18 protein-coding genes are annotated in these 26479 nt (G+C 68.2%); 15 read left to right on the top strand and 3 right to left on the bottom strand.

The genetic code is table 11. The features are described from left to right. The first annotated feature begins 39 nt into the window (after positions 1–39). On the top strand, positions 40–684 hold the full coding sequence (locus tag ACYVDN_RS10700) for a TetR family transcriptional regulator (protein ID WP_460571217.1): 645 nt from the start codon (positions 40–42) through the stop codon (positions 682–684). On the opposite strand, the gene ACYVDN_RS10695 is transcribed toward ACYVDN_RS10700, so the two are convergent. After that, positions 681–1328, bottom strand: coding sequence for a CGNR zinc finger domain-containing protein (locus tag ACYVDN_RS10695; protein WP_460571215.1), 648 nt, complete (start codon positions 1326–1328; stop codon positions 681–683). The genes ACYVDN_RS10700 and ACYVDN_RS10695 overlap by 4 nt on opposite strands. A gap of 169 nt (positions 1329–1497) precedes the next feature. Beyond that, a complete protein-coding gene (locus ACYVDN_RS10690; RefSeq protein WP_460571213.1) occupies positions 1498–1959 on the bottom strand; it encodes a SprT-like domain-containing protein in 462 nt (153 codons plus the stop codon). 190 nt (positions 1960–2149) lie between these two features. On the opposite strand from ACYVDN_RS10690, the gene ACYVDN_RS10685 reads away from it, so the two are divergent. Beyond that, positions 2150–2908, top strand: coding sequence for a LamB/YcsF family protein (locus ACYVDN_RS10685; RefSeq protein WP_460571211.1), 759 nt, complete (start codon positions 2150–2152; stop codon positions 2906–2908). Continuing rightward, complete coding sequence (locus ACYVDN_RS10680; RefSeq protein WP_460571209.1) at positions 2905–4515, top strand: 5-oxoprolinase subunit B/C family protein; 1611 nt, start codon at positions 2905–2907, stop codon at positions 4513–4515. The genes ACYVDN_RS10685 and ACYVDN_RS10680 overlap by 4 nt, the downstream gene beginning before the upstream one ends. Before the next feature lie 10 nt (positions 4516–4525). Here the strand turns inward: ACYVDN_RS10680 and ACYVDN_RS10675 are convergent, their stop codons facing one another. Further along, complete coding sequence (locus tag ACYVDN_RS10675) at positions 4526–5383, bottom strand: spermidine synthase (protein WP_460571207.1); 858 nt, start codon at positions 5381–5383, stop codon at positions 4526–4528. Positions 5384–5548: 165 nt separating this feature from the next. On the opposite strand from ACYVDN_RS10675, the gene ACYVDN_RS10670 reads away from it, so the two are divergent. The 12 genes from ACYVDN_RS10670 to ACYVDN_RS10615 all read left to right on the top strand — a co-directional run bounded on the left by ACYVDN_RS10670 (position 5549) and on the right by ACYVDN_RS10615 (position 26458). After that, positions 5549–6097, top strand: coding sequence for a hypothetical protein (locus ACYVDN_RS10670; RefSeq protein ID WP_460571205.1), 549 nt, complete (start codon positions 5549–5551; stop codon positions 6095–6097). A 159-nt stretch (positions 6098–6256) separates the two neighbouring features. Beyond that, entirely contained in the window at positions 6257–7477 is a 1221-nt protein-coding gene (locus tag ACYVDN_RS10665) for a sensor histidine kinase (protein ID WP_460571203.1), read from the top strand. 63 nt (positions 7478–7540) lie between these two features. Beyond that, a complete protein-coding gene (locus ACYVDN_RS10660) occupies positions 7541–8254 on the top strand; it encodes a response regulator transcription factor (RefSeq protein ID WP_460571201.1) in 714 nt (237 codons plus the stop codon). A gap of 305 nt (positions 8255–8559) precedes the next feature. After that, positions 8560–12087 carry a DNA-directed RNA polymerase subunit beta gene (gene rpoB, locus ACYVDN_RS10655; protein ID WP_460571199.1) on the top strand — a complete coding sequence of 1176 codons (3528 nt, stop codon included), beginning with the start codon at positions 8560–8562 and terminating at the stop codon, positions 12085–12087. 59 nt (positions 12088–12146) lie between these two features. Then, positions 12147–16028: a DNA-directed RNA polymerase subunit beta' gene (rpoC, locus tag ACYVDN_RS10650; protein ID WP_460571197.1), complete on the top strand. Its 3882-nt coding sequence runs from the start codon at positions 12147–12149 to the stop codon at positions 16026–16028. Positions 16029–16492: 464 nt separating this feature from the next. Next, positions 16493–17644 carry a hypothetical protein gene (locus ACYVDN_RS10645; RefSeq protein ID WP_460571195.1) on the top strand — a complete coding sequence of 384 codons (1152 nt, stop codon included), beginning with the start codon at positions 16493–16495 and terminating at the stop codon, positions 17642–17644. Between the two features lie 36 nt (positions 17645–17680). After that, positions 17681–18157 (top strand): DUF6121 family protein, encoded by a 477-nt coding sequence (locus ACYVDN_RS10640; RefSeq protein ID WP_460571193.1) that lies wholly within the window; start codon positions 17681–17683, stop codon positions 18155–18157. A 170-nt stretch (positions 18158–18327) separates the two neighbouring features. Further along, positions 18328–18813, top strand: coding sequence for a PadR family transcriptional regulator (locus ACYVDN_RS10635; protein ID WP_460571191.1), 486 nt, complete (start codon positions 18328–18330; stop codon positions 18811–18813). Position 18814: 1 nt separating this feature from the next. Then, positions 18815–19756: a permease prefix domain 1-containing protein gene (locus ACYVDN_RS10630; protein WP_460571189.1), complete on the top strand. Its 942-nt coding sequence runs from the start codon at positions 18815–18817 to the stop codon at positions 19754–19756. Positions 19757–19860: 104 nt separating this feature from the next. After that, positions 19861–20916: an ABC transporter ATP-binding protein gene (locus ACYVDN_RS10625; protein WP_460571186.1), complete on the top strand. Its 1056-nt coding sequence runs from the start codon at positions 19861–19863 to the stop codon at positions 20914–20916. Continuing rightward, positions 20913–21728 carry an ABC transporter permease gene (locus tag ACYVDN_RS10620; RefSeq protein WP_460571184.1) on the top strand — a complete coding sequence of 272 codons (816 nt, stop codon included), beginning with the start codon at positions 20913–20915 and terminating at the stop codon, positions 21726–21728. Before ACYVDN_RS10625 ends, ACYVDN_RS10620 begins: the two co-directional genes overlap by 4 nt. Before the next feature lie 224 nt (positions 21729–21952). Continuing rightward, positions 21953–26458, top strand: a complete 4506-nt coding sequence (locus ACYVDN_RS10615) for an FtsK/SpoIIIE domain-containing protein (RefSeq protein ID WP_460571182.1) — start codon at positions 21953–21955, stop codon at positions 26456–26458. Positions 26459–26479 lie beyond the last annotated feature (21 nt).

The raw sequence follows: 26479 nt of genomic DNA, 5'->3' as shown, positions 1-26479 counted from the left end.
AGGACGGTTCCGGCGCACCGTCACGGCGGAGAGGCGATCATGGCGAAAGGGCTGACCAAGGCGGTCATCGCGAACGAGGCGCTCGCCCTGCTCGACGAGGTCGGCATGGACGGCCTCACGGTGCGTGCGCTCGCAGCGCGGCTCGACGTCAAAGCGCCCGCGCTCTACTGGCACGTGCGCGACAAGAACGAACTGCTCGATGAGATGGCGACGCAGGTGTGGCGCGGGATCGGCGCGGAGCTCGCTACGGGATCCGGCCTAGCGGACTGGGAAACCGATCTGCGACGTTTCGCCGATGTGCTGCGCGCGGCTCTGCTCGAGCATCGGGATGGCGCCAAGGCGTTCAGCGGCACCTACATGACGGATGCCTCCGTGCTCGCCGAGCAGGAGGACGGCCTCCGGCGATGGATGACACAGGGCTTCGCGCTCGCCGCGGTGGTCCGTGCCTTCACGCTGATGAGCAGCTTCGTGGTCGGGTTCTGCATCGAGGAGCAAGCCGTCGCTCAGTCGGACGACCGCCAGCAGTACGACCCGGCGACGCGTGCGGCGCGGGTCGGCGAAGCGGAGCATCCGTTGGTCGTCGAGGCTGGAGGCGAGATCTTCGGCGATCGCGACGCGCAGTTCGCCTCGCTCGTCGACCTCATCGTGGATGCTGTCGGCCGGCTCCGCTCCGCCGCCCCTTAGGCGCCGGCGGCCTGTCGTGCGCGGTGCGCGCGCACCTTGGCGCGATTCCCGCACCGCTGCATGGAGCACCAGCGTCGGTTGCGGCTGCGCGAAACATCCAGGTAGACCATCGAGCAGTCGCCTGCACCGCACTCCCTGATGCGCTCTCGGGCGTCGGAACCGAAGACGGCGACGGCGTCGCGGGCGATGGCGCTGAGCGCCTGGGTGGCGCGCGGGCGCGTGCGGCCCGCCTGGCGGCTGCCGCCGGCGAGGGCGGGCGGCAGATCCGGTGTCGACGCGTAGAGGTTCACGATGTCGACGTCGCGGGCGGCGTACGGATGCCGGCCCAACGCTGCGTAGGTCAGGTTGGCGATCGCATCGCGCAGCGTCACGGCATCCCGAAGCTCGTGATCGGCGCAGGTGGCGTCGATGGCTGGGAAGCGCTCGTGCAGCCACGCCTCGAGGTCGTGCGGCGTGCTCAGTCGTTCGCCGATGGCCCCCCACGGTGCCACGCCGGTCAGATGCCCGGTGTAGGCGAAGTCGAGGCACAGGCATCCGGAGTCGAACCACCAGCGCTGTCCGTCGGACCCCTCGAGCCATTGACCCGTCATGGCGGCTGGGCGTGGCTCCGAGGCCGTCAGCGGGTCGTCGGCGGTCGTGGTCACGGGTCTCCTGTCAGATGTGTGCGCTCTCAGCGCGCTGCGGGACGGATGTAACCGTTGTGATCGGTTACCGCGCAAGCCTAGCGATTCCGGGGGACGGCGCTCGTCAGGCGATCGGCCCGGTCATCCGGATCGCGGCCGGGCGAACCCGGGCGTGGGCGAACAACACCGGCTAGGCCCGTGCGGCTCGAGACTCCCAGACGATGAGGAACTCCCGCGAGAACCTGCGAGAGCACTTCGCGCACGACATCTGTCTGGTCGGCCGTCGATAACGGTAGTGCAGATGGCCGTGGGGGCAGTGGCCGACCCACGGGGCGAGATCTTCGGCGACCGGCTTGTCGAGTGTGCGGCTGCCCACGTATCCGAGCTCGCGCGCGATGCGCCGCCACGTCGCACCGTGGCCCGCCGAGGGACCGGCGAGGGCATGGGCCACCTCGTGAAGCAGCACCTGGTGGATCTCGTCGTCGTCGAAACGCGCCGCGAGATGTCGCGACACCGTGATGCGCTTCGTCGAATGGTTGCACTGACCTCCGCGGGTCTTGGCGTTGTCGAAGCCGAAGGTCCAGACGCTCGGATCGAGGTGCATCACGATGAGTGCCTCTGCCCATCTGCGAACGCGAACCAACTCAGCCACTCTTCGAGGCTAACGAGCGCGGCCGACGCCCGGGGCGACGCGCCGGGAGCGTGGGGAGAGCCGATCGTCGCGACATCCTGTGGGCGCGTGGACGTGGACGCATGCACGTGGACGTGAACGCATGCACGTGGACGTGTGGATCTGAAAGTGGGGCCGCCGCGCACACCGGAAGCGCGGGCACAATGAGGGGATGCGCACGATCGACGTGAACTGCGACCTCGGAGAGTCGTTCGGCGCCTGGACGATGGGCGATGACGCTGCGATGCTCGACCTCGTCTCGAGCGCGAACGTGGCGTGCGGATTCCACGGTGGGGATCCCGCGACCATGGTCACCACCTGTGCGACGGCGCGCGAGCGCGGCGTCGTGATCGGAGCCCACGTCTCGTACCGCGACCTCGCAGGGTTCGGTCGGCGCTTCGTGGATGCCGGCACGAGCGAGCTGCACGCCGACGTGCTCTACCAGCTGGGCGCTCTCGCCGGGGTAGCGGCATCCGTCGGCGCGGAGGTGCGCTACGTGAAGCCGCACGGTGCTCTGTACAACCGCATCGTGGCGGACCCCGTTCACGCGGAAGCCGTGGCGGATGCTGTCGCGGCGTACCCCGCCGACCTCCCCGTGCTCGGCCTTGCGGGCAGCGCCATCGAACGCGCGTGCCGGGAGCGTGGCGTGCCGTTCGTGTACGAGGCGTTCATCGACCGTGCCTACCTCTCCGATGGGTCGCTCGTGCCGCGCAGCCGCCCTGGCGCCGTACTCGGCGCGGACGACGGTGTCGCCGAGCGCGCGGTGCGCATGGCCGTCGAGGGTGTCGTGCAGACCATCGACGGCGAGATGATCGAGCTGGATGCTGCGTCGCTGTGCGTCCACGGCGACAGCCCCGATGCGGTCGCGATGGCGACAGCGGTGCGCGCGGCTCTCGAGGCTGCAGGGGTACGAGTCGAGGCCTTCGGGTGAACGCCGGGTTCGACATCCATCGCCTAGGCGATCGAGCCCTGCTCGCCGAACTGCACGATCTCGACACCGTTCTCGCAGCCCGCGACGCCCTCGACGCCACGCGACCGGACGGCGTCGACGACATCGTGCCGGCGGCGCGCACCGTCGCGGTGCTGTTCGATCCCCGCGAGGTGCGGCTCGATGCGGTGCGCACCTGGTTGGACCGCACCCTCAGCGAGGTGACGGCGCACGAGAACGACACGGCGGGGAACGCGGCTCCCGAGGTTGTCATCGAGGTCGTGTACGACGGCGAGGACCTCGCGGAAGCCGCTCGGCTCGCGGGCGTCGAGGTCGACGAGCTGGTTCGACGCCACGGCGAGGAGGTCTGGCGGGTCGCGTTCGGCGGCTTCGCTCCCGGTTTCGGCTATCTCGTGGCAGAGGGGGAGTGGTTCGAGATTCCGCGCCGGTCCAGCCCGCGCACAGTCGTACCCGCCGGTTCGGTCGCGCTCGCCGGCGGCTTCAGCGGGGTGTATCCACGCGAGGGGCCGGGCGGCTGGCAGCTGATCGGCCGAACGGATGCCCCGCTCTGGCGCCCCCGATCGTCGCCCTCCGCGCTGCTCACGCCAGGAACCGTGGTGAGGTTCCGCGCGGTCGACTCGCTCGCCTCGGGAGAGCCGACGCGCAGTTCGTCACCGCTTCAGGCTGCCGTCTCGTCAGCTGAGCAGGATCACGCAGCGCCACCCGCGTCGCCTCACTCGATCACCGTGCTGCGCGCCGGACCGCAGCTGCTCGTCGAGGACCTCGGTCGCACGGGCACGGCCTCCATCGGAGCCGGGCGCTCGGGGGCGCTCGACCGTGGAGCCCTGCGGCTGGCGAATCGACTCGTCGGAAACGCCGAACACGCGGCGGGTCTCGAGGTGGTGGTCGGCGCCGAGCTGCGATTCGAGCGGCCGACGTGGTTCGCGGTGACGGGCGCGAGGGGTCGGTTGCGCCTCGGTGGTCATCCGATCGAGCCGGACGTCGCGGTACTCGCCGATGCAGGCGACGTGCTGAGCCTCGGCATCGCCGAGCACGGGTTGCGATACGTGATCGCGCTGCGCGGCGGAGTGGATGTCCCACTCGAGCTCGGCTCGGCGTCGACCGACATCGGTGCAAGGCTCGGCCCGGTAGCGCTCGCCGACGGAGACACGATCGTCGTCGGCGGGAACGCGAAGGGCGACATCCCTGCTGTGGATGCGCTCACGATCTCGTCACCGCCGGATGCCGAGGTGGACGTGCACGTCGTGCCCGGTCCCCGCGAGGCCTGGTTCGCCGACGAGGCCGTCGAGGCGTTCTACGACACCGAGTGGGAGGTCACGCAGCAGTCGAACCGCGTCGGGGCGCGACTGCGGTCACCGAGCGGGGCGACCCTCACCCGGGCGGAGACGCGCGTCGGCGCAGAGCTCGCGAGCGAGGCGATGGCGCCGGGCGCCATCCAGGTGCCGCCCTCAGGCGAGCCGACCGTGCTGCTCGCCGACGGGCCTGTGACGGGCGGATATCCGGTGATCGCCGTCGTCACGGATGCCGACCTCGACGCCTTCGCCCAGCTGCGGCCCGGCCAGCGCCTGCGCTTCCGCCATTCCCGCTAGGGCTGATTCTCTAGTCGCGCAGCTGGAAGACCGAGCGGCCAGGCAGCGGAGAGGCGACGGCTGTGTCATCCGTCACCACGGGTGCTCCAGCGACGAACTGCCTGAGCTCGTCGCCCGCGACAGCCTTCGCCGGGTGCGGCCCGCTCGCCAGCAGTCGCGGCAGCCAGTCCATCGGCAGTGCGGCGTTCGACCCGACGAGCACGACGTTGCCGAACCGCTTGCCTTTCAGCACCTGCGTCTCCGCGAGCGCCGCGACATGCTCGACGACGGAACGCAGAGTGGATGCCTGCCCTCGCGCGAACGAGAGCGGCGGCCCGTCCGCAACGTTGACGAGCACCACCCCCTGCGGCGCGAGCAGCGACACGGCCTCGCGGTAGAACTCCACGCTCGTGACGTGCGCCGGGGTGCGGGCGCCGCTGAAGATGTCGACGATCAGCAGGTCGACAGTGCCCCGCAGCCCGGCGGGCAGCTTGGCGACGACCTCACGGGCATCCCCGTGCCGCACCCGGATCTGCGCCGACTTCGGCAGCGGAAGCTCCGCTCGCACCAGATCGACCAGGTCGCTCTCGAGCTCGATCACCTGCTGACGCGAGCCCGGACGCGTCGCCGCGACGTACCTGGGCAGCGTCATCGCGCCGGCGCCGAGGTGCACAGCGGTGATCGGCTCGCCCGGCTCGCCCAGCAGGTCGATCACGTTGCCCATGCGCTGCACGTACTCGAAGAACAGCCTTGTCGGGTCGTCGAGGTCGACGTGCGACTGAGGCGTGCCATCCACGACCAGCTCGAAAGCACCTGGTACCCAGCGATCCGGCTCGATCACGGCGCGCAGGCCGCTGTGCTTCAGGACGACCGACGGATGCTCACGCACGCACCCAGCCTATGGGCGTGCATCTCCACCCGCTCGTCTCGTGCAGATCTCCACCCTCGTCTCCACCCGTGGGAGGTGGGACCGACGCCGGGTTCCCGGGAGAGTTGATGCATCGAGAGCGAGACCATCCGCTCGCAGATCCATCAGAACGAAATAAGGAGCATCGTGTCCATCCAGCTCGTCACCAATGCGATCGTCATCATCGCGCTCGTCATCTGGGTCGGCTACCGCCAGATGACCTGGCGTGCCGTCGACCCCGGTCGCATGTGGCGACTGCCCGCAGTGCTCGCGATCGTCGGCATCATCACCATCGGCAGCATGACCAAGGTGTCGGCGATCACCGGAGTCGACATCGGCGTGCTCCTCGTCGAGGTCGTGGTCTCGCTGGGCATCGGTGCGCTCATGGGCGCCATCGCGACGATCCGGCCGCTGACCGACGACGGCGTGCGCCTCTACCAGCAGGCCCACGCGAACGACCGCCGACCGGGCAGCGCCCTCGTGACGCTCGAGACCCGCACCGGATGGCTCGGCATGCTGCTCTGGGTGGTGTTCATCGTCGTGCGCGTCGGTGTCGACTTCCTCGCCACAGCAGCAGGTTCGGCGCTGGCGGCGTCGACGGGGGTCATCCTGCTGATGGTCGCCGCGAACCGCATCGCTCGCGTCGGGGTCATCCTGTACCGCGCCAACCGTCTCGCTGCCCCGGCACGCGTCTGACACCGACCTGCACCCATGACGATGCGGCAGGATGATCGCAAGGCCGCAGCCACGACATACGCCCGTCCGGCCCAGCCCGGACGGGCGTTGTCCGTGCAGGCGCCTTCGCGAGAGGTTCGGGCCGGCAGTGGGGTCCGATCGGCGATGGAGGGGGCGAGGATGACCGTGAATGGGCGGTCCTCGCGCCTGGGGCGCACCGGCTTCGGCGTCACGCTGAACGCCCTCGGCATCCTCGTGGTGTGCACGTACCTGGTCGCCGAGCGAGTCGGCGGCCACCTCGAGCTGTGGCCGATTCCGTTCGCCGTCGTCTCGGTGCTGGCGTGGGTCGTCCTCCTGCTCGTTCCCGACAACGGCCGGTTCGTCGTGCTGGTGCGCGTGCTCCTTCTCATCATGATCGTGTTCGGGGCTCTCACCGCCTGGCCGACGAACGGGCTGATGATCGTGCCGGTGATCTCCGCCCTGCTCGCGATGACCGGCACGAGCGACGAGCCGGCGTGGCTCGGCTACCTGTACGCGCTGATCGCCGCCGGGATGGTGGCGGCCGTGCCCGTTGTGGCCGCCGCGACGGGCAGTGCGAGTGTGTCGGTGGAGGGCATCCTGTCCCTCGAGTTCGCGGTGGCGATCGCGGTGCTCGGAGGTGCCAACCGGCGGCAGTCGAGAGCAAGGCAGGATGCTGCGATCGAACTCGCGGAGAGCGCAGCGAACATGCGGGAGGAGCAGGCGAAGGCCGCCACCCTCGCTGCGCGGCAGGCGCTCGCCCGCGACATGCACGACGTGCTCGCGCACAGCCTCGGCGGCCTCGTGATCCAGCTCGACGCCGTCGACGCCCAGCTCGAGGCAGGCAAGACGGATGCCGCACTCGCCCGCCTGCACGACGCCCGCTCGATGGCCGCCTCCGGCCTGGCCGAGGCCCGTCGAGCGGTCGAGGCGTTGCGGTCCTCGGCGGATGCGTCGGCTCCCGTGCCATCCACCGACCTGGCCGCGTCCCTGATCGACCTCGTCGACGCCCACGAGCGCTTGGGCGGCCGTATCGATTTCGAGCAGCTCGGCTCCCCGCGTGATGTGCCGAACGCGCTCGCGACCGCCCTGCGGCGAGCCCTGCAGGAGTCGCTGAGCAACGCGCGCAAGCACGCGCCGGGCGAGCCCGTGACGGTGCGCATCACCTGGGGCGATGATCGCGTCGAGCTCGATGTCAGCAATTCGGTGTCGAACGGCTCGCCCGCCGGCGCGCTCGCCGCCTCGGGCTCCGGTCGCGGTATCGACGGCATGCGCGAGCGATTCGCCGAGCTCGAGGGGGGTAGCGTTCAGATCGAGCGACAGGGCGACTCGTTCACGGTGCACGCGGCCGCGTCGCTTGCTCCCGTCGGCTCCGACAGCTGACGCGGTCCGCACAGCGGAGACCACCGATCCCGTCCATGACCCCTCGTCGAAGGGAGCCCCGAGATGACCGCAAATGACGTCATCCGCGTGGTCGTCGCCGACGATCAGGCGATCGTGCGCGACGGGCTCGTCACCGTGCTCGACCTGCTCCCCGACATCGACGTCGTCGGGGAGGCCTCCGACGGCGAAGAGGCATTCCGGCTCGTCTCCGAAGTGCTGCCGGATGTCGTGCTGATGGACCTGCGGATGCCCGTGCTCGACGGCGCGGGCGCGACGGCTCGCATCGTGGCGGAGCACCCGTCGGTCGCTGTGCTCGTGCTGACGACGTATGCCGACGACGCATCAGTGATGGGAGCGTTGCGCGCAGGCGCCCGCGGATACCTCACCAAGGACGCCTCTCGCTCCGAGGTGGCCGCTGCTGTGCGTTCCGTCGCGCGCGGCCAGACCACGCTGTCCGGCGACGTCGGCGCGCGCCTGATCGGCGGCCTCACGGGCGTGCCCGCGACGGTCGAGCCCGAGTCCGGCGCTTCCGGTGCACCCACCCGGGCCGACGCGCGCGCGGGGGCGCCATCCGCCGAGGAGCTGCGGGAGCGTCATCCGCAGCTCACCCAGCGCGAGGCCGAGGTTCTCGCTCTGGTGGCGGAGGGCCGCAGCAACGCCGAGATCGCGTCATCCCTCTTCGTCAGCATGGCGACCGTGAAGACCCACATCAACGCGCTGTTCGCCAAGCTGCAGGTGCGCGACCGAGCGCAGGCGATCGCCTTGGCCCGCTCCTGAGGAGGGAATAATCCGACCCGAAGCTGCGCTTATACCCCTAGTCGTGTCTCAGGTCAAGAATCTAGTAGACACGAACGAGTGAATGCGCATATACTCGTACTTTGCGCTCCCACACACTCATGCCTTCATATTGCGGTCGGCTCGGCGTGTCTTCTCGTGTGTATACGGGCTCGGCTCCTCGGCGCAGGAGCGGGTCAGATAGAGCACATCGGCAAGCCACCACTGTAGCGGGAGTCCTCGTCCACACCACAACCTGACCGACAGTCACCCGCGGTTCCTCGTGGAACCCCATGGAGGTTATTTCCTTGGCTGCTGCGCGCAACGCATCTTCCACTCCCACACCCAAGAACGGACGAGACCACTCTCGTCTTTCGTTCGCCAAGATCACTGACACCCTCACGGTTCCGGATCTCCTCGCCCTTCAGACGGAGAGCTTCGACTGGCTGGTCGGCAACGACGCGTGGAAGGCGCGCGTCACCGAGGCCGAGGCACAGGGTCGTCAGGATCTGCCGTCTCACAGCGGCCTGGAGGAGATCTTCGAAGAGATCTCTCCGATCGAAGACCTCAGCGAGACCATGCAGCTGAGCTTCACCAACCCCTTCCTCGAGGAGAAGAAGTACTCCATCGACGAGTGCAAGGAGAAGGGCAAGACCTACTCCGCGCCTCTCTACGTCGAGGCGGAGTTCATGAACCACATCACGGGTGAGATCAAGACCCAGACGGTGTTCATGGGCGACTTCCCGCTGATGACCGAGAAGGGCACGTTCATCATCAACGGCACCGAGCGTGTCGTCGTGTCGCAGCTGGTCCGCAGCCCCGGCGTGTACTTCGAGCGCACCCCTGAGAAGACCTCCGACAAGGACATCTACTCCGCGCGCATCATTCCGAGCCGTGGCGCATGGCTCGAATTCGAGATCGACAAGCGCGACCAGGTCGGCGTGCGCATCGACCGCAAGCGCAAGCAGTCCGTCACGGTCTTCCTCAAGGCGCTCGGTCTGACGAGCGAGGAGATCCTCGAGGAGTTCAAGGGCTTCACGTCGATCGAGCTCACGCTGGAGAAGGACGCCATCCTTACGAAGGAAGAGGCGCTCAAGGACATCTACCGCAAGCTGCGTCCGGGCGAGCAGGTGGCCGCAGAGGCCGCACGCGCGCTGCTCGACAACTTCTACTTCAACCCGAAGCGCTACGACCTCGCCAAGGTCGGCCGTTACAAGATCAACCGCAAGCTGGGCCTCGACGCCCCTCTCGCGGACTCGGTGCTGACCAACGCGGACATCATCAAGACGATCAAGTACCTGGTCGCCCTGCACGACCCGACAGCGCCTGTCGTGAAGCAGCTCGGTGAGAACACCTACGCGATCGACGGTGTGCGTCACGGCAAGGCGGCGGACATCCGCCTGGATGTCGACGACATCGACCACTTCGGCAACCGTCGCATCCGCGCGGTCGGCGAGCTCATCCAGAACCAGGTGCGCACTGGCCTCAGCCGCATGGAGCGCGTCGTTCGCGAGCGCATGACCACGCAGGACATCGAGGCGATCACCCCGCAGACCCTGATCAACGTGCGCCCCGTCGTCGCCGCGATCAAGGAGTTCTTCGGAACGAGCCAGCTGTCGCAGTTCATGGATCAGAACAACCCGCTCGCGGGCCTGACCCACAAGCGCCGCCTGTCGGCGCTCGGCCCCGGTGGTCTTTCGCGTGACCGCGCTGGTGTCGAGGTGCGCGACGTTCACCCGTCGCACTACGGCCGCATGTGCCCGATCGAGACGCCTGAAGGCCCGAACATCGGTCTGATCGGCTCGCTCGCGTCGTTCGCGCGCATCAACTCGTTCGGATTCATCGAGACGCCGTACCGCAAGGTCGTCGGCGGCAAGGTCACCGATCAGATCGACTACCTGACGGCATCCGAGGAAGACGACTTCGTCGTCGCCCAGGCGAACGCGCCGCTTCAGGCGGACGGTCACTTCTCGGAGGACCGCGTTCTCGCCCGCCAGAAGGGCGGCGAGGTCGACCTGGTCCCCGCCGACCAGATCGGGTACATGGATGTCTCGCCGCGCCAGATGGTCTCGGTGGGCACCTCGCTCATCCCGTTCCTCGAGCATGACGACGCGAACCGCGCCCTCATGGGTGCGAACATGCAGCGCCAGGCCGTTCCGCTTCTGCGCAGCGAGTCGCCGAACGTCGGAACCGGTATGGAGGGCTACGCGGCCATCGACGCCGGTGACGTGCTCACGGCCGAGAAGGCCGGTGTCGTCTCCGAGGTGTCGGCCGACGCCGTCACCATCCAGCTCGACGAGGGTGGAACGCAGACCTACTACCTGCGCAAGTTCGACCGCTCGAACCAGGGCACGAGCTACAACCACCGCGTGATCGTCAACGCCGGTGAGCGCATCGAGGCCGGCGAGGTCATCGCCGACGGTCCCGCGACCGAGAACGGCGAGCTCGCGCTCGGCAAGAACCTGCTCGTCGCGTTCATGCCGTGGGAGGGCTACAACTACGAGGACGCGATCATCCTCAGCCAGAACCTGGTGAAGGACGACACCCTCTCCTCGATCCACATCGAGGAGTACGAGGTGGATGCCCGCGACACCAAGCTCGGCAAGGAGGAGATCACCCGCGACCTGCCGAACGTCAGCCAGGACCTGCTGGCCGACCTCGACGAGCGCGGCATCATCCGCATCGGTGCCGAGGTTCGCCCCGGCGACATCCTGGTCGGAAAGGTCACGCCGAAGGGCGAGACCGAGCTGTCGGCCGAGGAGCGCCTGCTGCGCGCCATCTTCAACGAGAAGAGCCGCGAGGTGCGCGACACCTCGCTGAAGGTTCCGCACGGTGAAGAGGGCACCATCATCGGCGTCAAGGTGTTCGACGCTGTCGACGGAGACGACGAGCTCGGCTCCGGCGTGAACCAGCGCGTCGTGGTCTACATCGCCCAGAAGCGCAAGATCACCGCCGGCGACAAGCTCGCGGGACGCCACGGCAACAAGGGCGTCATCTCGCGCATCCTCCCGGTGGAAGACATGCCGTTCCTCGCGGATGGCACCCCTGTCGACGTCATCCTCAACCCGCTCGGTGTTCCCGGCCGCATGAACTTCGGCCAGGTGCTGGAGATCCACCTCGGGTGGGCCGCCAAGCAGGGCTGGAAGGTCGACGGCAACCCCGACTGGGCCAAGGCCCTTCCGGAGGCCGCACGCGAGGCCGCCCCGAACACCAAGGTGGCGACGCCGGTGTTCGACGGCGCGCTCGAGGAGGAGATCGCAGGTCTGCTCGACTCGACGCTGCCGACTCGTGACGGTGAGCGCCTCATCGACCACAGCGGAAAGACGCAGCTCTTCGACGGCCGCTCCGGCGAGCCGTTCCCCGAGCCCATCTCGGTCGGCTACATGTACATCCTCAAGCTGCACCACCTGGTCGACGACAAGATCCACGCGCGCTCGACCGGACCGTACTCGATGATCACCCAGCAGCCGCTCGGTGGTAAGGCGCAGTTCGGTGGCCAGCGCTTCGGTGAGATGGAGGTGTGGGCGCTCGAGGCATACGGCGCCGCTTACGCACTGCAGGAGCTCCTGACCATCAAGTCCGACGACATCCTTGGCCGCGTGAAGGTGTACGAGGCCATCGTCAAGGGCGAGAACATCCAGGAGCCGGGCATCCCGGAGTCCTTCAAGGTTCTCATCAAGGAGATGCAGTCGCTGTGCCTGAACGTCGAGGTGCTCTCGGCAGACGGCACTCCGGTGAGCCTCCGCGACACGGATGACGAGGCGTACCGCGCAGCCGAGGAGCTCGGCATCAACCTTTCCAGCCACTTCGAGTCTTCGTCGATCGACGAGATCTGACGCTTCGCAGCTCAGCTCTCGAATACGACTACTGACGAACTTTCTTACGAGGAGAGAAATTGCTCGACGCAACAACTTTTGACGAGCTTCGTATCGGCCTGGCCACGGCAGAGGACATCCGTCGCTGGTCCCACGGTGAGGTCAAGAAGCCCGAGACCATCAACTACCGCACCCTGAAGCCCGAGAAGGACGGTCTGTTCGGTGAGCAGATCTTCGGGCCGTCCCGTGACTGGGAGTGTGCGTGCGGAAAATACAAGCGCGTGCGCTTCAAGGGCATCGTGTGCGAGCGCTGCGGCGTGGAGGTCACCAAGTCCTCCGTGCGCCGCGAGCGCATGGGCCACATCGAGCTCGCCGCTCCGGTGACGCACATCTGGTACTTCAAGGGTGTGCCCAGCCGCCTCGGCTACCTGCTCGACATGGCTCCGAAGGACCTTGAGAAGGTCATCTACTTCGCCGCCTACATGGTGATCGACGTGGACGAGCAGGGTCGTCACGACGACCTGCCCGGACTCGAGAACGAGCTCCGCCTCGAGATCAAGGCGCTGACCGACCAGCGGGACTCCCGCGTGGCCGACCGTCTCGCCAAGCTCGAGGGCGACCTCGCCGCTCTTGAAGAAGAGGGTGCGAAGGCCGAGCAGAAGCGCCGCACCCGCGACGGCGCCGAGAAGGAGATGTCGCAGATCCGCAAGGGCTTCGACGAGGACATCGCCAGGCTCGAGCGCGTGTGGGACTCGTTCCGCAACCTGAAGGTGGGCGACCTCAAGCCTGAGGACGCCGACTTCAACGAGCTCGTCGACCGCTACGGCCTGTACTTCACGGCCTACATGGGCGCCGAGTCGATCAAGAAGCGTCTCGAGGCCTTCGACCTGACCGCCGAGGCCGAGCTGCTCCACGACCAGATCGCCAACGGCAAGGGTCAGAAGAAGATCCGCGCCATCAAGCGCCTCCGGGTCGTGAACTCGTTCCTGCAGACCGGCAACTCGCCGGCCGCCATGGTGCTCGACGTCGTGCCGGTCATCCCGCCGGAGCTCCGCCCGATGGTGCAGCTCGACGGTGGCCGCTTCGCGACGAGCGACCTGAACGACCTGTACCGCCGCGTGATCAACCGCAACAACCGCCTGCGTCGTCTGCTCGACCTCGGTGCTCCCGAGATCATCGTGAACAACGAGAAGCGCATGCTGCAGGAGGCCGTCGACGCGCTGTTCGACAACGGCCGCCGCGGTCGTCCCGTCACGGGTACCGGCAACCGCGCCCTGAAGTCCCTGAGCGACATGCTCAAGGGAAAGCAGGGTCGCTTCCGCCAGAACCTGCTCGGCAAGCGCGTCGACTACTCGGGCCGTTCGGTCATCATCGTGGGCCCGCAGCTCAAGCTGCACCAGTGCGGTCTGCCGAAGGACATGGCGCTCGAGCTGTTCAAGCCGTTCGTCATCAAGCGCCTGATCGACCTGCAGCACGCGCAGAACATCAAGGCCGCGAAGCGCATGGTGGAGCGCGCCAACCCGCAGGTGTGGGATGTGCTCGAGGACATCATCCGCGAGCGCCCCGTTCTGCTGAACCGTGCACCGACGCTGCACCGTCTGGGCATCCAGGCGTTCGAGCCGCAGCTCGTCGAGGGCAAGGCGATCCAGCTGCACCCGCTCGTGTGTGCCGCGTTCAACGCGGACTTCGACGGTGACCAGATGGCCGTTCACCTTCCGCTGTCCGTCGAGGCTCAGGCCGAGGCGCGCATCCTGATGCTCGCGTCGAACAACATCCTGAAGCCGTCCGACGGCCGTCCGGTGACCCTGCCCGCACAGGACATGATCATCGGTCTGCACCACCTCACCACCGTCCGCGAGGGCGCTGAGGGTGAAGGCCGTGCGTTCTCGTCGGTCTCCGAGGCGATCCTCGCCAAGGACCAGGGTTCGCTCGACCTGAACGCCAAGGTGAAGATCCGTCTCGAGGGTCTGTACCTCGCTGAGGAAGACGCCCCTGAGGGCTTCGTGCAGGGCGGAACCGCGCTACGCGAGACCACGCTGGGCCGCGCGATCTTCAACGAGACCCTTCCGGTGGACTACCCGTACGTCGAGGCCGTCGCCGACAAGGGCAAGCTGTCGTCGATCGTGAACGACCTGGCGGAGCGCTACCCGAAGGTGGAGGTCGCTGCAACGCTCGACCGCGTGAAGGATGCCGGTTTCTACTGGGCCGCACGGTCCGGTGTCACCGTCGCCCTGAGCGACATCGTCACCCCGCCCTCGAAGAAGGACATCATCGCCTCCTACGAGAAGAAGGCCGCGAAGGTCCAGAGCGAGTACGAGAAGGGTCTGACCACCGAGGCGGAGCGTCGCCAGGAGCTGATCAAGATCTGGACCGACGCCACCGATGAGGTCGCCAAGGCCATGCGCGAGAACTTCCCGGAGCACAACACCATCAACCGCATGGTGTCCTCCGGAGCTCGTGGTAACTGGCTGCAGGTGCGCAACATCGCCGGTATGCGTGGTCTGGTGAACAACCCGAAGGGTGAGATCATCCCGCGTCCGATCATCTCGAGCTACTCCGAGGGACTCTCGGTGGCCGAGTACTTCATCGCGACGCACGGTGCCCGCAAGGGTCTGGCCGACACGGCTCTCCGTACGGCCGACTCGGGTTACCTCACCCGTCGTCTGGTGGATGTCTCGCAGGATGTCATCATCCGCGAGGAGAACTGCGGCACGACCAAGGGGCTCGACCTCTCGATCGGTGCTCGTGACTCCGAGGGTGTGCTCATCCGCGACGAGAACGTGGAGAACTCCGTGTTCGCCCGCACCCTCGCCACCGACGCTGTGGACGAGAAGGGCACCGTGATCGCCGAGGCCGGTGAGGATGTCGGTGACGTCCTGATCGACAAGCTGATCGCGGCCGGCATCGAGACGATCCGCGTGCGCTCCGTGCTCACGTGCGAGTCCGCCGTCGGTGTCTGCGCCCAGTGCTACGGCCGCTCGCTCGCAACGGGCAAGCTCGTGGACATCGGCGAGGCCGTCGGCATCATCGCGGCCCAGTCGATCGGTGAGCCCGGAACGCAGCTGACGATGCGTACCTTCCACACCGGTGGTTCGGCATCTGCAGACGACATCACGCAGGGTCTGCCCCGCGTGCAGGAGCTGTTCGAGGCGCGCACCCCGAAGGGTGCATCCCCGATCGCCGAGGCCCCCGGCCGCGTCACGATCGAGGACACCGAGAAGGCCCGCTACGTCGTGCTCACCCCCGACAACGGCGACGAGGAGCACCGTTACCAGGTGCTCAAGCGCTCGACGTTGCTCGTCGAGGACGGCGACCACGTCGAGCTCGGTCAGCAGTTCATCGTCGGCACGGTCGACCCGAAGGAGGTGCTGCGCGTGCGCGGCATCCGCGCGGTGCAGGAGCACCTCGTCGGCGGCGTGCAGGGCGTGTACCGCTCGCAGGGTGTTCCGATCCACGACAAGCACATCGAGGTCATCGTTCGCCAGATGCTGCGCAAGGTGACCGTTGTGGATCACGGTGAGACCGACCTTCTGCCCGGTGAGTTCGTCGACCGTGCGAAGTACAACGAGATCAACCGTGCTGCGCTCGTCGAGGGCAAGAAGACGGCATCCGCTCGCCAGGAGGTCATGGGTATCACCAAGGCCTCGCTCGCGACGGAGTCGTGGCTGTCGGCCGCGTCGTTCCAGGAGACCACGCGTGTTCTCACGCAGGCCGCCATGGAGGGCAAGCGCGACCCGCTGATCGGTCTCAAGGAGAACGTCATCATCGGAAAGCTGATCCCGGCCGGTACCGGTCTGCAGCGCTACCGCAACGTGGCCGTCGAGGCCACCGAGGAAGCGAAGGCGGAGCGTTACCCGAACCGCATCTTCACCGATGACACCGTGTTCAACGAGAACGACCTGAGCTTTGTCGACTTCGACAGCTTCAGCTCGGACGACTACACCCCGGGTACCTACAACTGACCAAGGTGAGAGCAAAGCGAGCCTGCTCGCTTTGCCGAACCGCGGGAAGTTGTGAGCCGCGAAGCGGCGATACAACTGATTGAGGCTCCCACCCACCAGAAGCCCCGCGCCACTCGGCGCGGGGCTTCTGTGCATCTCCCACCACCCCCACCACCCGCAGCCCCCCGCCAGCGGCAGCGAAAACAGCAGATGGCGCCGAAAACAGGAGGATTTCTGCGGTATTCGGTGAGAGAGCGCGATCCCTGCTGTTTTTACGGCGGCCGTAGCGGGGGTGGGTGACGCCGCTGGCGTGGTGGCCGCGTGGCGGTGAGGTGGGTGCGATGGGGCGGGTGCGGCGGTGCGCCAGGGTGGCGGTGCGCCAGGGCGGCGGTGCGCCTGCTGTGCCTGAGGCCGGGGCGTTGCTACGGTGGCTGCAGCAGTCTGGGTACGGCGAAGCCGCGAGCACCACCGGCCGGGGAGGCACCATGAGCAACGAAACGCAGGGTCCCAACGAGGGGACGGGCGAGCCGGTCGACGGCTCAGAGGCGACGGGCTCAGTCCCTGTCGAGCCCGCGGAGTCGGCCGAGTCCGAAACTGCCGAGTCCGGCGATCCGGGAGCAGAGCCCGGCGCGGATGCCGAAGCGGCCGAACCTGTCGCCGCGGCTTCCGCAGCACAGAACGGACCTGCCGAGCCGGCTGCCGCTTCGGCGGCCGAGCCCGCCGAAGCGAAGGCCGAGTCCGCCGGAACGGAGGCTGCGGCTGCCGGAGCGGAGGCTGCGCCTGTGGCATCCGAGCCCAAGTCCGCGGCACATTCCGAGCTACCGGCGGATGACGAAACTCGGCGGATCGACGAGATCCCCGTGGATGTCGGCGAGCCGGAGCCGGCTGTCGAGTCATCCGACGTCATGACGGGATACGACAGGCGTACCGAGTATGGGCAGGAGCCGTACGCGGGCTACGACGCGGCGGCGACCGAGACCTACCCGGCCGAGTACGCCGGTGCAGCAGCAGGGGGCGCAGCTGCCGGAGGCGCAGCAGCCGGCGCCACAGCGGCCGGCGCCGAAGCGGCCGCCCCGAGCGTGACGCCGACGCCGGTGTACGTCACCGCGCCCACACCGCCGAAGGCCAAGGGCAACCGACTGATGGGCATCCTGATCGCGGTCGTGGGGGCCGTCGCGTACGCCGTGGTCTTCGCCGTGGTGACACTCGGGCTTTTCGCGCTCCGCCAGCCCCGCGGGTCGGTCACCCTCTGGGAGAACTACCTGCAGACGGCGGGCTTCTGGGTGCCTGTCGTGGTCTTCTTCCTCGCCTTCGTTCTGCTGATCGTGATCGTGAATCGCGGTGGTTGGTGGGCGTACGGCATCGGGTCGTTCTTCGTCGGCGTGATCGTGTACTTCGGCTATGTCGGCGGAGCACTGCTCACGGTGAGCGCGTGGAAGTTCAGCTCGGGCGAGGTCACGCAGTTCCTCGGAACGCTGTGGTCCAGCCCGCTGACCTTCGCGGCGGCCGTCGTCGCCCTGGAGACGTCCCTGTGGTTCGGTGCATGGGTTGCGGCACGAGGACGTCGGGTGCGCGAGCGTAACCTTGAGGCGCAGCGCGACTACGACCGTCGCATCCAGGCAGGTCCGACGGCCTGACCCCGCAGTTTCGGTCCAGCGTCGTCGCGTCACACCATGGACTTTCGTCGCTACGCCGCAACCCTCGCCGCCTTCGCAACGGTGCTGTACGGCGCGCTGTTGATCGCGGCGCTCGGGGTGCTGAGCGTGCTGCTCGAACGCGACGTGATCGATGACCCGAATGCGGGCATCCTCGCCGGTCCGATCGCCGTTGCCGTCGCCGTCGCCGTGGTCTTCGCCGGCCTCCTCGTGCGGGCACTGCGTGTGCCGCCTCATCGACACGACATCGCGATCGGCGTCGCGCTGCTGCTCGGGGTCGGCTCGTATCTCGGCTACGCCGTTGGCGGGGGAGTCGTCGTCGGCATAGCCGATCCCTACGCGGTCGGCCCGTTCGTGGTGGAGCAGCTCATCGGTCCGTTCGCGGCGGCTGCGGGCATCCTCTCGTTCATCGTCGTACTGCTCGACATGATCGTGCTGGCCTCGCGTGTCGACCAGCGCGGACGGCCCCGCTGGCCGTGGGAGAAGCGCGACTAGGCGCCTCAGTCCCGCACTTCTGCTGTGGCGCCATGCCGGTTTCGGAGATCTGCGGCGCCACGCCGCTGAGCGGAGACGACTGGCCGCGCATCCGGGCGAATCTCCGAGATCCAGCACGGTCTCGGATAGGTATTGACAGCATGAGTACTTGATCTGTTACAGTACTTCACATGGACCACAACATCGATCGAGCGCACGGCGAAGGCGGCGAACTGGGGAGCCCCGGCGCAGCGTCGAGCGGCGACCAGGGGAGGCGCCCCGGCGCAGCGTCGACCGCCGACCGAGCATCGAGCGCCGCGGCACAAGACGACGCGACATCCTCAGCGTTCGCAGCCGACCTGCTTCGCGGCCACACCGACACCATCGTGCTCGGAGTGCTGCGCCGCGGAGACAGCTACGGCTACGAGATCCACAAGGCGATCCGGGATGCCACAGGCGGCGGCTACGAGATCAAGGAGGCGACGCTCTACGCGAGCTTCCGCCGCCTCACCAAAGACGGACTCGTGGAGCCCTACTGGGGCGACGAGACGCAGGGCGGCCGCCGCAAGTACTACCGCATCACGGATGCCGGCCGTGCCGTCTACCGACGCAACGTCGGCGACTGGGTCGCCACACGACGCATCATCGATTCCCTCCTCGACGTGAAGGAAAGCTGACATGAACACCGACATCCACCGCCTTCTCGACGAGGCATTCGCGGGAGTCGAGATGACCCCGGAGACGCAGGACCTGAAAGAGGAGGTCCGCGCCAATCTGGTGGCGCGGGTCGACGACCTCGAGGCCGCAGGCGTGTCGCCAACAGACGCCGCGAGCCGTGCCATCGCGGAGCTCGGAGACGTGCATGAGCTGCTGGGTGAGCCGGAGGCGGCATCCGCCCGAGCGGCATCCGGAACTCCCGCAGCAGTCGCCCAGAACGGCTACACCGCCCTCGCCCTGCGCAACAGGGTGCGACCGAAGCCGGGGTTCGTGGTGCGCACCGTCGTCTGGTCGGTCATGATCGTCGCCGGCGTCACCCTCGCCATCCTGGGCGCGACGGCGGTGCTGCCGCTGCCGGCTGGTCCCGTTATCGCGCTGCTGGGAGTGGCATCGACAGGGCTCGGCCTGCTGGTCGGCGACGCGCTCTCGCAGGAGACGACGACGAATCACCCGATGCCGCAGAACCGCGCGGCCGGCTATGGCCTCGCCAGCTTCCTGACGCTGTACGGACTCGGCTTCGCCGGACTCGTCGCGCTCGGGGCTCTGCCCGTGTGGTGCATCGTGTTCGCCGCGCTCGGGGTCATCGCCGCGATCATCCTGTACGCGTTCCTCGGGGCGACGCAGACCAACCGGCACAAGGCGTGGACTCGCACGGCGCGCGACACGATGCCGCCTGACCGCTTCACGGAGCACCCGGAGGTGGCTGCCCGCTTCGGCATCTACACCGCAGTCATCTGGATCGTGACCTTCGCGATCATCGCCATCCTGGTGTTCACCGTCGGATGGTGGTGGGCGCCGGTCGCCTTCGTCGGAGGCTTCGCCGCGATGCTCCTGCTGCTCGCGCGCATGCTCTTCGGCCACACCGACAGCGATCACACCGAAAGCGATCACTCACACCGCTGACACCACACCGCTGACACCGGCCGCACCACCGCGGCCCCTTCGACGCCCGACGGCTCAAGCGCAGCCGCCACACACGAACCCTCAATCGGAAAGGGATGCTCGTCATGCCCGGAAACTCCAACGCGATCGTCGTCGACGACCTCGTCAAGACCTACTCATCCGGCCGCCGCACCAAGGTGCACGCCCTGCGCGGCCTCACCTTTCAGGTGCAGCCCGGCATCGTGTTCGGCATGCTCGGCCCGAACGGCGCCGGCAAGTCGACAACGACCAAGATCCTCACCACCCTCAGTCGCCCCACCGGCGGATCGGCTCGCGTCGACGGCATCGACGTCGTCGCGAAGCCCGCCGAGGTGCGCACCCACATCGGGTACGTGTCGCAGGGCGCCAGCACCGATCCGCTCCTCACCGGCCTCGAGAACCTGGTGCTGGCTAGCCGGCTTCGCGGCATGACCTCGGTGGATGCCCGGGCACGGGCATCCGCTCTGTTGAGGGAGTTCGGCCTGGGTGACACCGCCGACCGCCCCGTAGGAAAGTTCTCCGGCGGCATGCGGCGCAGGCTGGATGTCGCGGCCGCCCTCGTGCACGCCCCGCGCGTTCTCTTCCTCGACGAACCGACCACCGGGCTCGACCCGGAGTCGCGTGCTGCGATGTGGGGGGAGATCCGCAGGCTTTCCGCGGAGCGCGCCATCACGGTCATCCTCACCACGCACTACCTCGAGGAGGCCGACCGTCTCGCCGACGACATCATGATCATCGACCGCGGCACCAAGGTGGTCGGCGGCAGCCCCGACGAGCTGAAGGCGTCGCTGAACGGGGATGCACTGCGTGTCGCCCTCGTCGAGCCCGACGCCGACCGGGTTCGCCGCGCCGTGGCATCCGTCGTCGGTCTGCGCGATGTCGTCGTCGAACTCCAGGGCACCAGCGGACAGCTCATCGCACGCACCGACGACGCGTCCGCCGCCGTCGCGCCCACCATCGCGGCGCTCGAAGCCGCGGGCATCGTCTTCGGCGCGGTGTCGGCTGCCCGGCCGAGCCTCGACGATGTCTACCTGCACTACGCGGGACGCTCCTTCGACCCGGCAGACGCTCGTGCCGACGGCACGGATGCCGGTGCCGAAGGACAGACATCCGACTCAGACCTGAAAGGACAAGCAGCATGACCACCGCAGTCGCCACCCCCGTCAGCGCCCGCCCGGCGCGCGCGGGATGGCTCACCCAGACCGCCCAGATCACGGGCCGTTGGCTCATCAACGTGCGCCGCCAGGCATGGGGCGCAGCGTTCTCCCTCGTGCAGCCGATCGTGTGGATCCTGCTCTTCGGACAGGTCTTCTCATCGCTCGGCACTCTGCCGGGATTCGGCGGCGTCGGATACGTCACCTTCCTCGTGCCGGGCGTGCTCATGATGACCGTGCTCTACAGCGGCGCGTGGGCAGGCACCGGGTACATCGACGACATGAAGTCCGGCGTCATGGACCAGCTGCTCACCGCTCCCGTCGCCCGCACGGCGATCATCACCGGGCAGCTCATCCAGCAGCTCATCATCTGCCTGGCGCAGTCGATCGTCGTACTCCTGATCGGATGGCTCGGCGGCGCCGGCTATCCGGGAGGCGTCGGCGGCATGGCCCTCGCGCTGCTCACCGCGTTGCTGCTCGCCACTATCTTCTGCTCGCTCTCGACAGCGGCCGCGCTCACCGCGCGCAACCAGGTCGCGCTGATCGGCATCTCGCAGATCGTGGTGCTGCCGGTGACCTTCCTCTCGACGACGATGATGCCGGCATCCCTGATGCCCGAATGGGTACAGAACGTGTCGAAGTACAACCCGATGACGTGGGCTGTCGACCTGGCGCGCAACACCCTCGCGGGCACGGTGGATGACGCCGCGATCTGGCAGGTGGGAGGGCTCGTGGCCCTGGCGGTGCTGGCCTACATCTGGTCGGTGAGAGCGCTTCGGGGGTACCAGCGCTCACTGTAGGCACCACCACAGCCTCCGGATTTCGGAGATCTGCGCCGCCACGCCGCCGAGGTGATACGACACGCCGGCAGGCAGCTCAGATCTCCGATTTTCGGCATCCGGGGCAGCAGGCGCCGGGGGTTGACCGGGCTGTCGATATCCTTGAGGGGCACGCGCCACGGCCGCAAGGGCAGTGGCGCTTACGTCCGGTCGGTACGACCGCCGCTCGAGGAAGATCCGCCAGCATGCGCCTCAAACTCACCCTGAACCGTCCGTCAGGAGTGCCGGCCGACATCGTCGTCACAGCGGATGCCGCTGCCAGCATCTCCGAGATCGCCTCGGCGATCGCGCGCCTCGACCCGGTGAACAACGGCGTGGCGAAGGCGAGCGGGATGACCGCCCTCACGCTCCACGCAGCCCTGCCCGGCCAGACGGAGTGGGTGCTGCTCCCGCCTGACGCCCCCGTCGGCGAGGCGTGGATCGCGAGCGGCGCCGTCGTGCAGCTCGCCGACGCCGGACTCCACTATCAGCCGAAGAGCCTCGGCCAGGGCGTGCAGGTCGCCACCCTGCGTGTCGTGAACGGACCGGATGCCGGCAGCGAGTTCCCCATCACGCTCGGCACGACGGTGCTGGGCCGCGACGCCGGCTGCGACATCGTGCTGCACGACGAACTGGTCTCGAAGCGTCACGTGCGGTTCGAGGCGTCGGACGCCGTCGAGGTCATCGACCTCGGCAGCGCGAACGGCATCGTCGTCGACGGCGGCATCGTGCCGCGCCTGCGCGTGACCCGCCAGGAGACCATGCTGATCGGCGACTCCGAGGTGGTGCTCACCGTCACCGACCGGCAGGCGCTCGCCGGGGTTGCGCCGAAGGCGGGCCCGGTGTTCTTCAACCGCTCGCCGAAGGTGGAGGCGCGCTACGCCGGCCAGGAGTTCGGCGCCCCGGCCGTCCCAGCCAAGAAGGACGCGCCGCCCTTCCCGCTGCTGGCGATGATCGCGCCGCTCTTGATGGGCGGCGTGATGTTCGCCATCTCCGGGCAGGCCACGTCGCTGCTCTTCGTGCTCATGTCGCCTCTGATGATGGTGGGCAACGCCATGACGGCGAAGGCTCGAGAGAAGCGCAGACTCACCAAGTCCATCGCCGAGTTCGACGACGGGCTGACAAGCCTTGCGGACGAGCTCAAGACCGAGCGGATGACCGAGCAGGACGTGCGCACGAAGGAGTCACCGTCGACGCAGCACGCCATAAGCGAGGCCGTCGCCCGCGGCCCGCTGCTGTGGACGAGGCGCCCCGAGCACTGGTCGTTCCTCAACGTGCGCCTCGGCGTCGGCGCCATGCCCAGCCGCAACACCATCAAGACCGGCGGCCGTGGGGAGATCCTCAAGCCATACCAGGAGCGTCTCGACGAGGTCGTCGATGCGCACAAGACGGTCGACGACGTTCCCATCATCGACAACCTCTTCGACTCCGGCGCACTGGGCATCGCCGGGTCTCCGCAGCAGGCGATCGGCAGCGTCAACTCGATCATGGTGCAGCTGACTGCACTGCACTCGCCTGCGGAGCTCGCCGTCGCGGCGATCGTCTCGCCGCGCTGGTCGCAGGAGTTGGAGTGGCTCAAGTGGATCCCGCACACCTCGAGCGCCCAGTCGCCGATCGAGACCGTGCACCTCGCCGACAGTGCGGCGAGCGGTTCGAACCTGCTGTCGGCGCTGGAGGGCCTCATCGACGACCGCCTCGCCGCGAACACGAAGGTGCAGCGAAGGGGTGCCATCCAATCCGACTCGGCGGCGCTGGAGCGCGGCGCCGAGGTCGGCATGGATTCCGGCGCGAACGGCACCCAGTCGCCGATCCCCGCCGTTGTGGTGCTCATCTCGGATGACGCCGCGGTCGACCGCGCCCGCCTCGTGCAGATCGCGGAGCGTGCCGCAGACGCGGGCGTCTACCCGATCTGGATGGCGAGCGACGTGTCATCCCTCCCCGCCGTGTGCCGCACGTACCTCGAGCTCGGCGACGAGCCGGGGCGCGGGCGCGTCGGATTCGTGCGCCTCGGCGAACACGTCGACGACGTCGCGGCGGAGACGGTCGACGGCGCTCAGGCGCTGGAGTTCGCGCGCCGCATGGCCGCGGTGATCGACGCGGGCGCCCTCGTCGCCGACTCGTCCGACCTTCCGCGCAGCGTCTCGCTCGTCACCCTGCTCGGCCACGACCTGGTCGAGTCCAGCGACGCTGTCGTCGACCGCTGGCGGCAGAACAACTCGATCCATGACCGCAGCGGGGCGGCCCCGACGCCTCGCCGTGCCGGCTCGCTGCGTGCGACCGTCGGCTCCGGCGGCGTCGACTCGATGCACCTCGACCTCCGATCCCAAGGTCCGCACGCTCTCGTCGGCGGAACGACCGGCGCCGGCAAGTCGGAGTTCCTGCAGGCCTGGGTGCTCGGAATGGCCGCCGAGTACAGCCCGGACCGCGTCACGTTCCTGTTCGTCGACTACAAGGGCGGGTCGGCCTTCGCCGATTGCGTCAGCCTGCCGCACTGCGTCGGCCTGGTCACCGACCTCAGCCCGCACCTCGTGCGCCGCGCGCTCACCAGCCTGCGTGCCGAGCTGCGCCACCGCGAGCACCTGCTCAACCGCAAGAAGGCGAAGGACCTGCTCGAGCTCGAGAAGCGCGGTGATCCCGACAGCCCTCCGGCGCTCGTGCTCGTGATCGACGAGTTCGCCGCTCTGGTCGGCGAGGTGCCGGAGTTCGTCGACGGGGTCGTCGATATCGCGCAGCGCGGCCGTTCGTTGGGGATCCACCTGATCATGGCGACGCAGCGCCCGGCAGGCGTCATCAAGGACAACCTGCGCGCGAACACGAACCTGCGGGTTGCGCTGCGCATGGCCGACGAGTCGGACTCCGACGACGTGGTGGGGACGAAGGATGCCGCACACTTCGACCCGAGCATCCCAGGACGCGGCGTCGCGAAGACCGGACCGGGCCGCCTCACGCTGTTCCAGTCGGGCTACGCGGGCGGATGGACGAGCCGCGAGCCCGAGCGTGCAGGCATCGAGGTCGCGGAGTTGCGGTTCGGCGGCGAGGTGCGCTGGGAGGAGCCAGGCGGCGACGCGGATGTCGACCTGAGGCGTGACCCGGGCCCGACCGACCAGCAGCGTCTCGTCTCGGCGATGATCGGCGCACAGCAGGCAGGCGGCATCCCCGCTCCTCGTCGCCCGTGGCTCGACGAGCTCGCGCCCGCCTACGACCTCAGCCTGCTGCGCCAGCGCACCGACGCTGAGCTGCTGCTCGGGGTGGCAGACCTCCCTGAGCGCCAGGAGCAGTCGCCGGTGTACTTCCAGCCCGACGTGGACGGCAACATCGCCATCTACGGCACGGGTGGCTCCGGTAAATCGACGGTTCTGCGCACGCTGGCCTGCTCCGCGGCCATCACCCCGCGCGGCGGTCCCGTTCAGGTCTACGCCCTCGACTTCGGGGCGGGAAGCCTGAGGATGCTCGACCAGCTTCCGCACGTCGGCGCGGTGATCAGGGGCGACGACGTCGAACGCGTCGTCCGGCTGTTCCGCAGGCTGCGGGCGGAGCTCGATGACCGTGCCCCGCGTTTCGCGGCGGCGAACGCGTCGAACATCACCGAATACCGGCAGCTCGCCGGTCGACCGGACGAGCCGCGCATCCTGCTGCTCCTCGATGGCTTCCCGAGCTTCAGGGAGGACTTCGAGGTGGCCGCCAACAGGGCACCCTGGTACGAGGTGTTTCGTGACGTGCTGACCGACGGACGCCAGCTCGGCATGCACGTCGCGTTCACCGCCGACCGCGCAGGGGCCGTGCCGAGCTCGGTGGGCTCGAGCGTGCAGCGCAGGGTCGTTCTGCGGCTTGCTGACGACGGGTACAGCCTGTTGGATGCCCCGGGAGACGTGCTCTCACCGTCGTCGCCTCCCGGCCGAGCCATCATCGACGGCATGGAGACGCAGATCGCGGTGCTCGGCGGCACCCCGAGCGTGTCTGAGCAGTCGATCACGGTCGGCAAGTTGGCAGAGGCCATGACGCGGGCAGGAGTCAAGGCCGCACCTCCGATCGGCGCCATGCCGACCGAATATCGGCAGTCGATGCTTCCCGACCGGGTGCGCGAATTCCCCGCGCTGGGCATCGGCGAGAGCGACCTCGAGCCCATCGGGTTCGACCCGACGGGGACGATGGTGCTCGCGGGGCCGCCCGCGAGCGGCAGGAGCACCGCCTTCCTGGCGATCGCGACCGCGTTCCACCGCTTCGACTCCGGCGCCCAGCTGTACTACATCGGCAACGCGCGCTCGCCGCTCGTGCGCTCGTATCCCTGGACGGATGCCGCAACGACCGTCGATGAGGTGGCGGGCATCGCGCGCGACCTGCTCGGCGCTGTAACCGATCAGGATGCCGTCGATCGCTACGGCATCTTCATCGAGTCGATCGGCGACTTCCTGCAGTCCGCGGCGGATGCCCCGCTCGTCGAGCTCATCAAGGCGGTGCGCAGGAGCGACCACTTCCTGCTGGCCGAGGGCGAGACCAGCGGATGGGGCTCCAGCTGGGGGCTCATGGCCGAGGTGAAGAACGGAAGGCGGGGCATCCTGCTGCAGCCGGAGAGCATGGAGGGCGACCTGCTGCTCAAGACGCCGCTGCCGCGCTTCGCCCGCAGCGAGTTCCCGCCGGGCCGCGGCATGTACATCGCGAAAGGCACCTACGAGCGGGTGCAACTGCCGCTTGCGGACGCGCTGGTCGAGTAGCGCGCCGCAGACACGCGTATC

Source organism: Humibacter soli, from assembly GCF_054779035.1.
The sequence above is the reverse complement of the archived record's forward strand: the minus strand, read 5'-3'. Positions and strand labels throughout refer to the sequence as shown.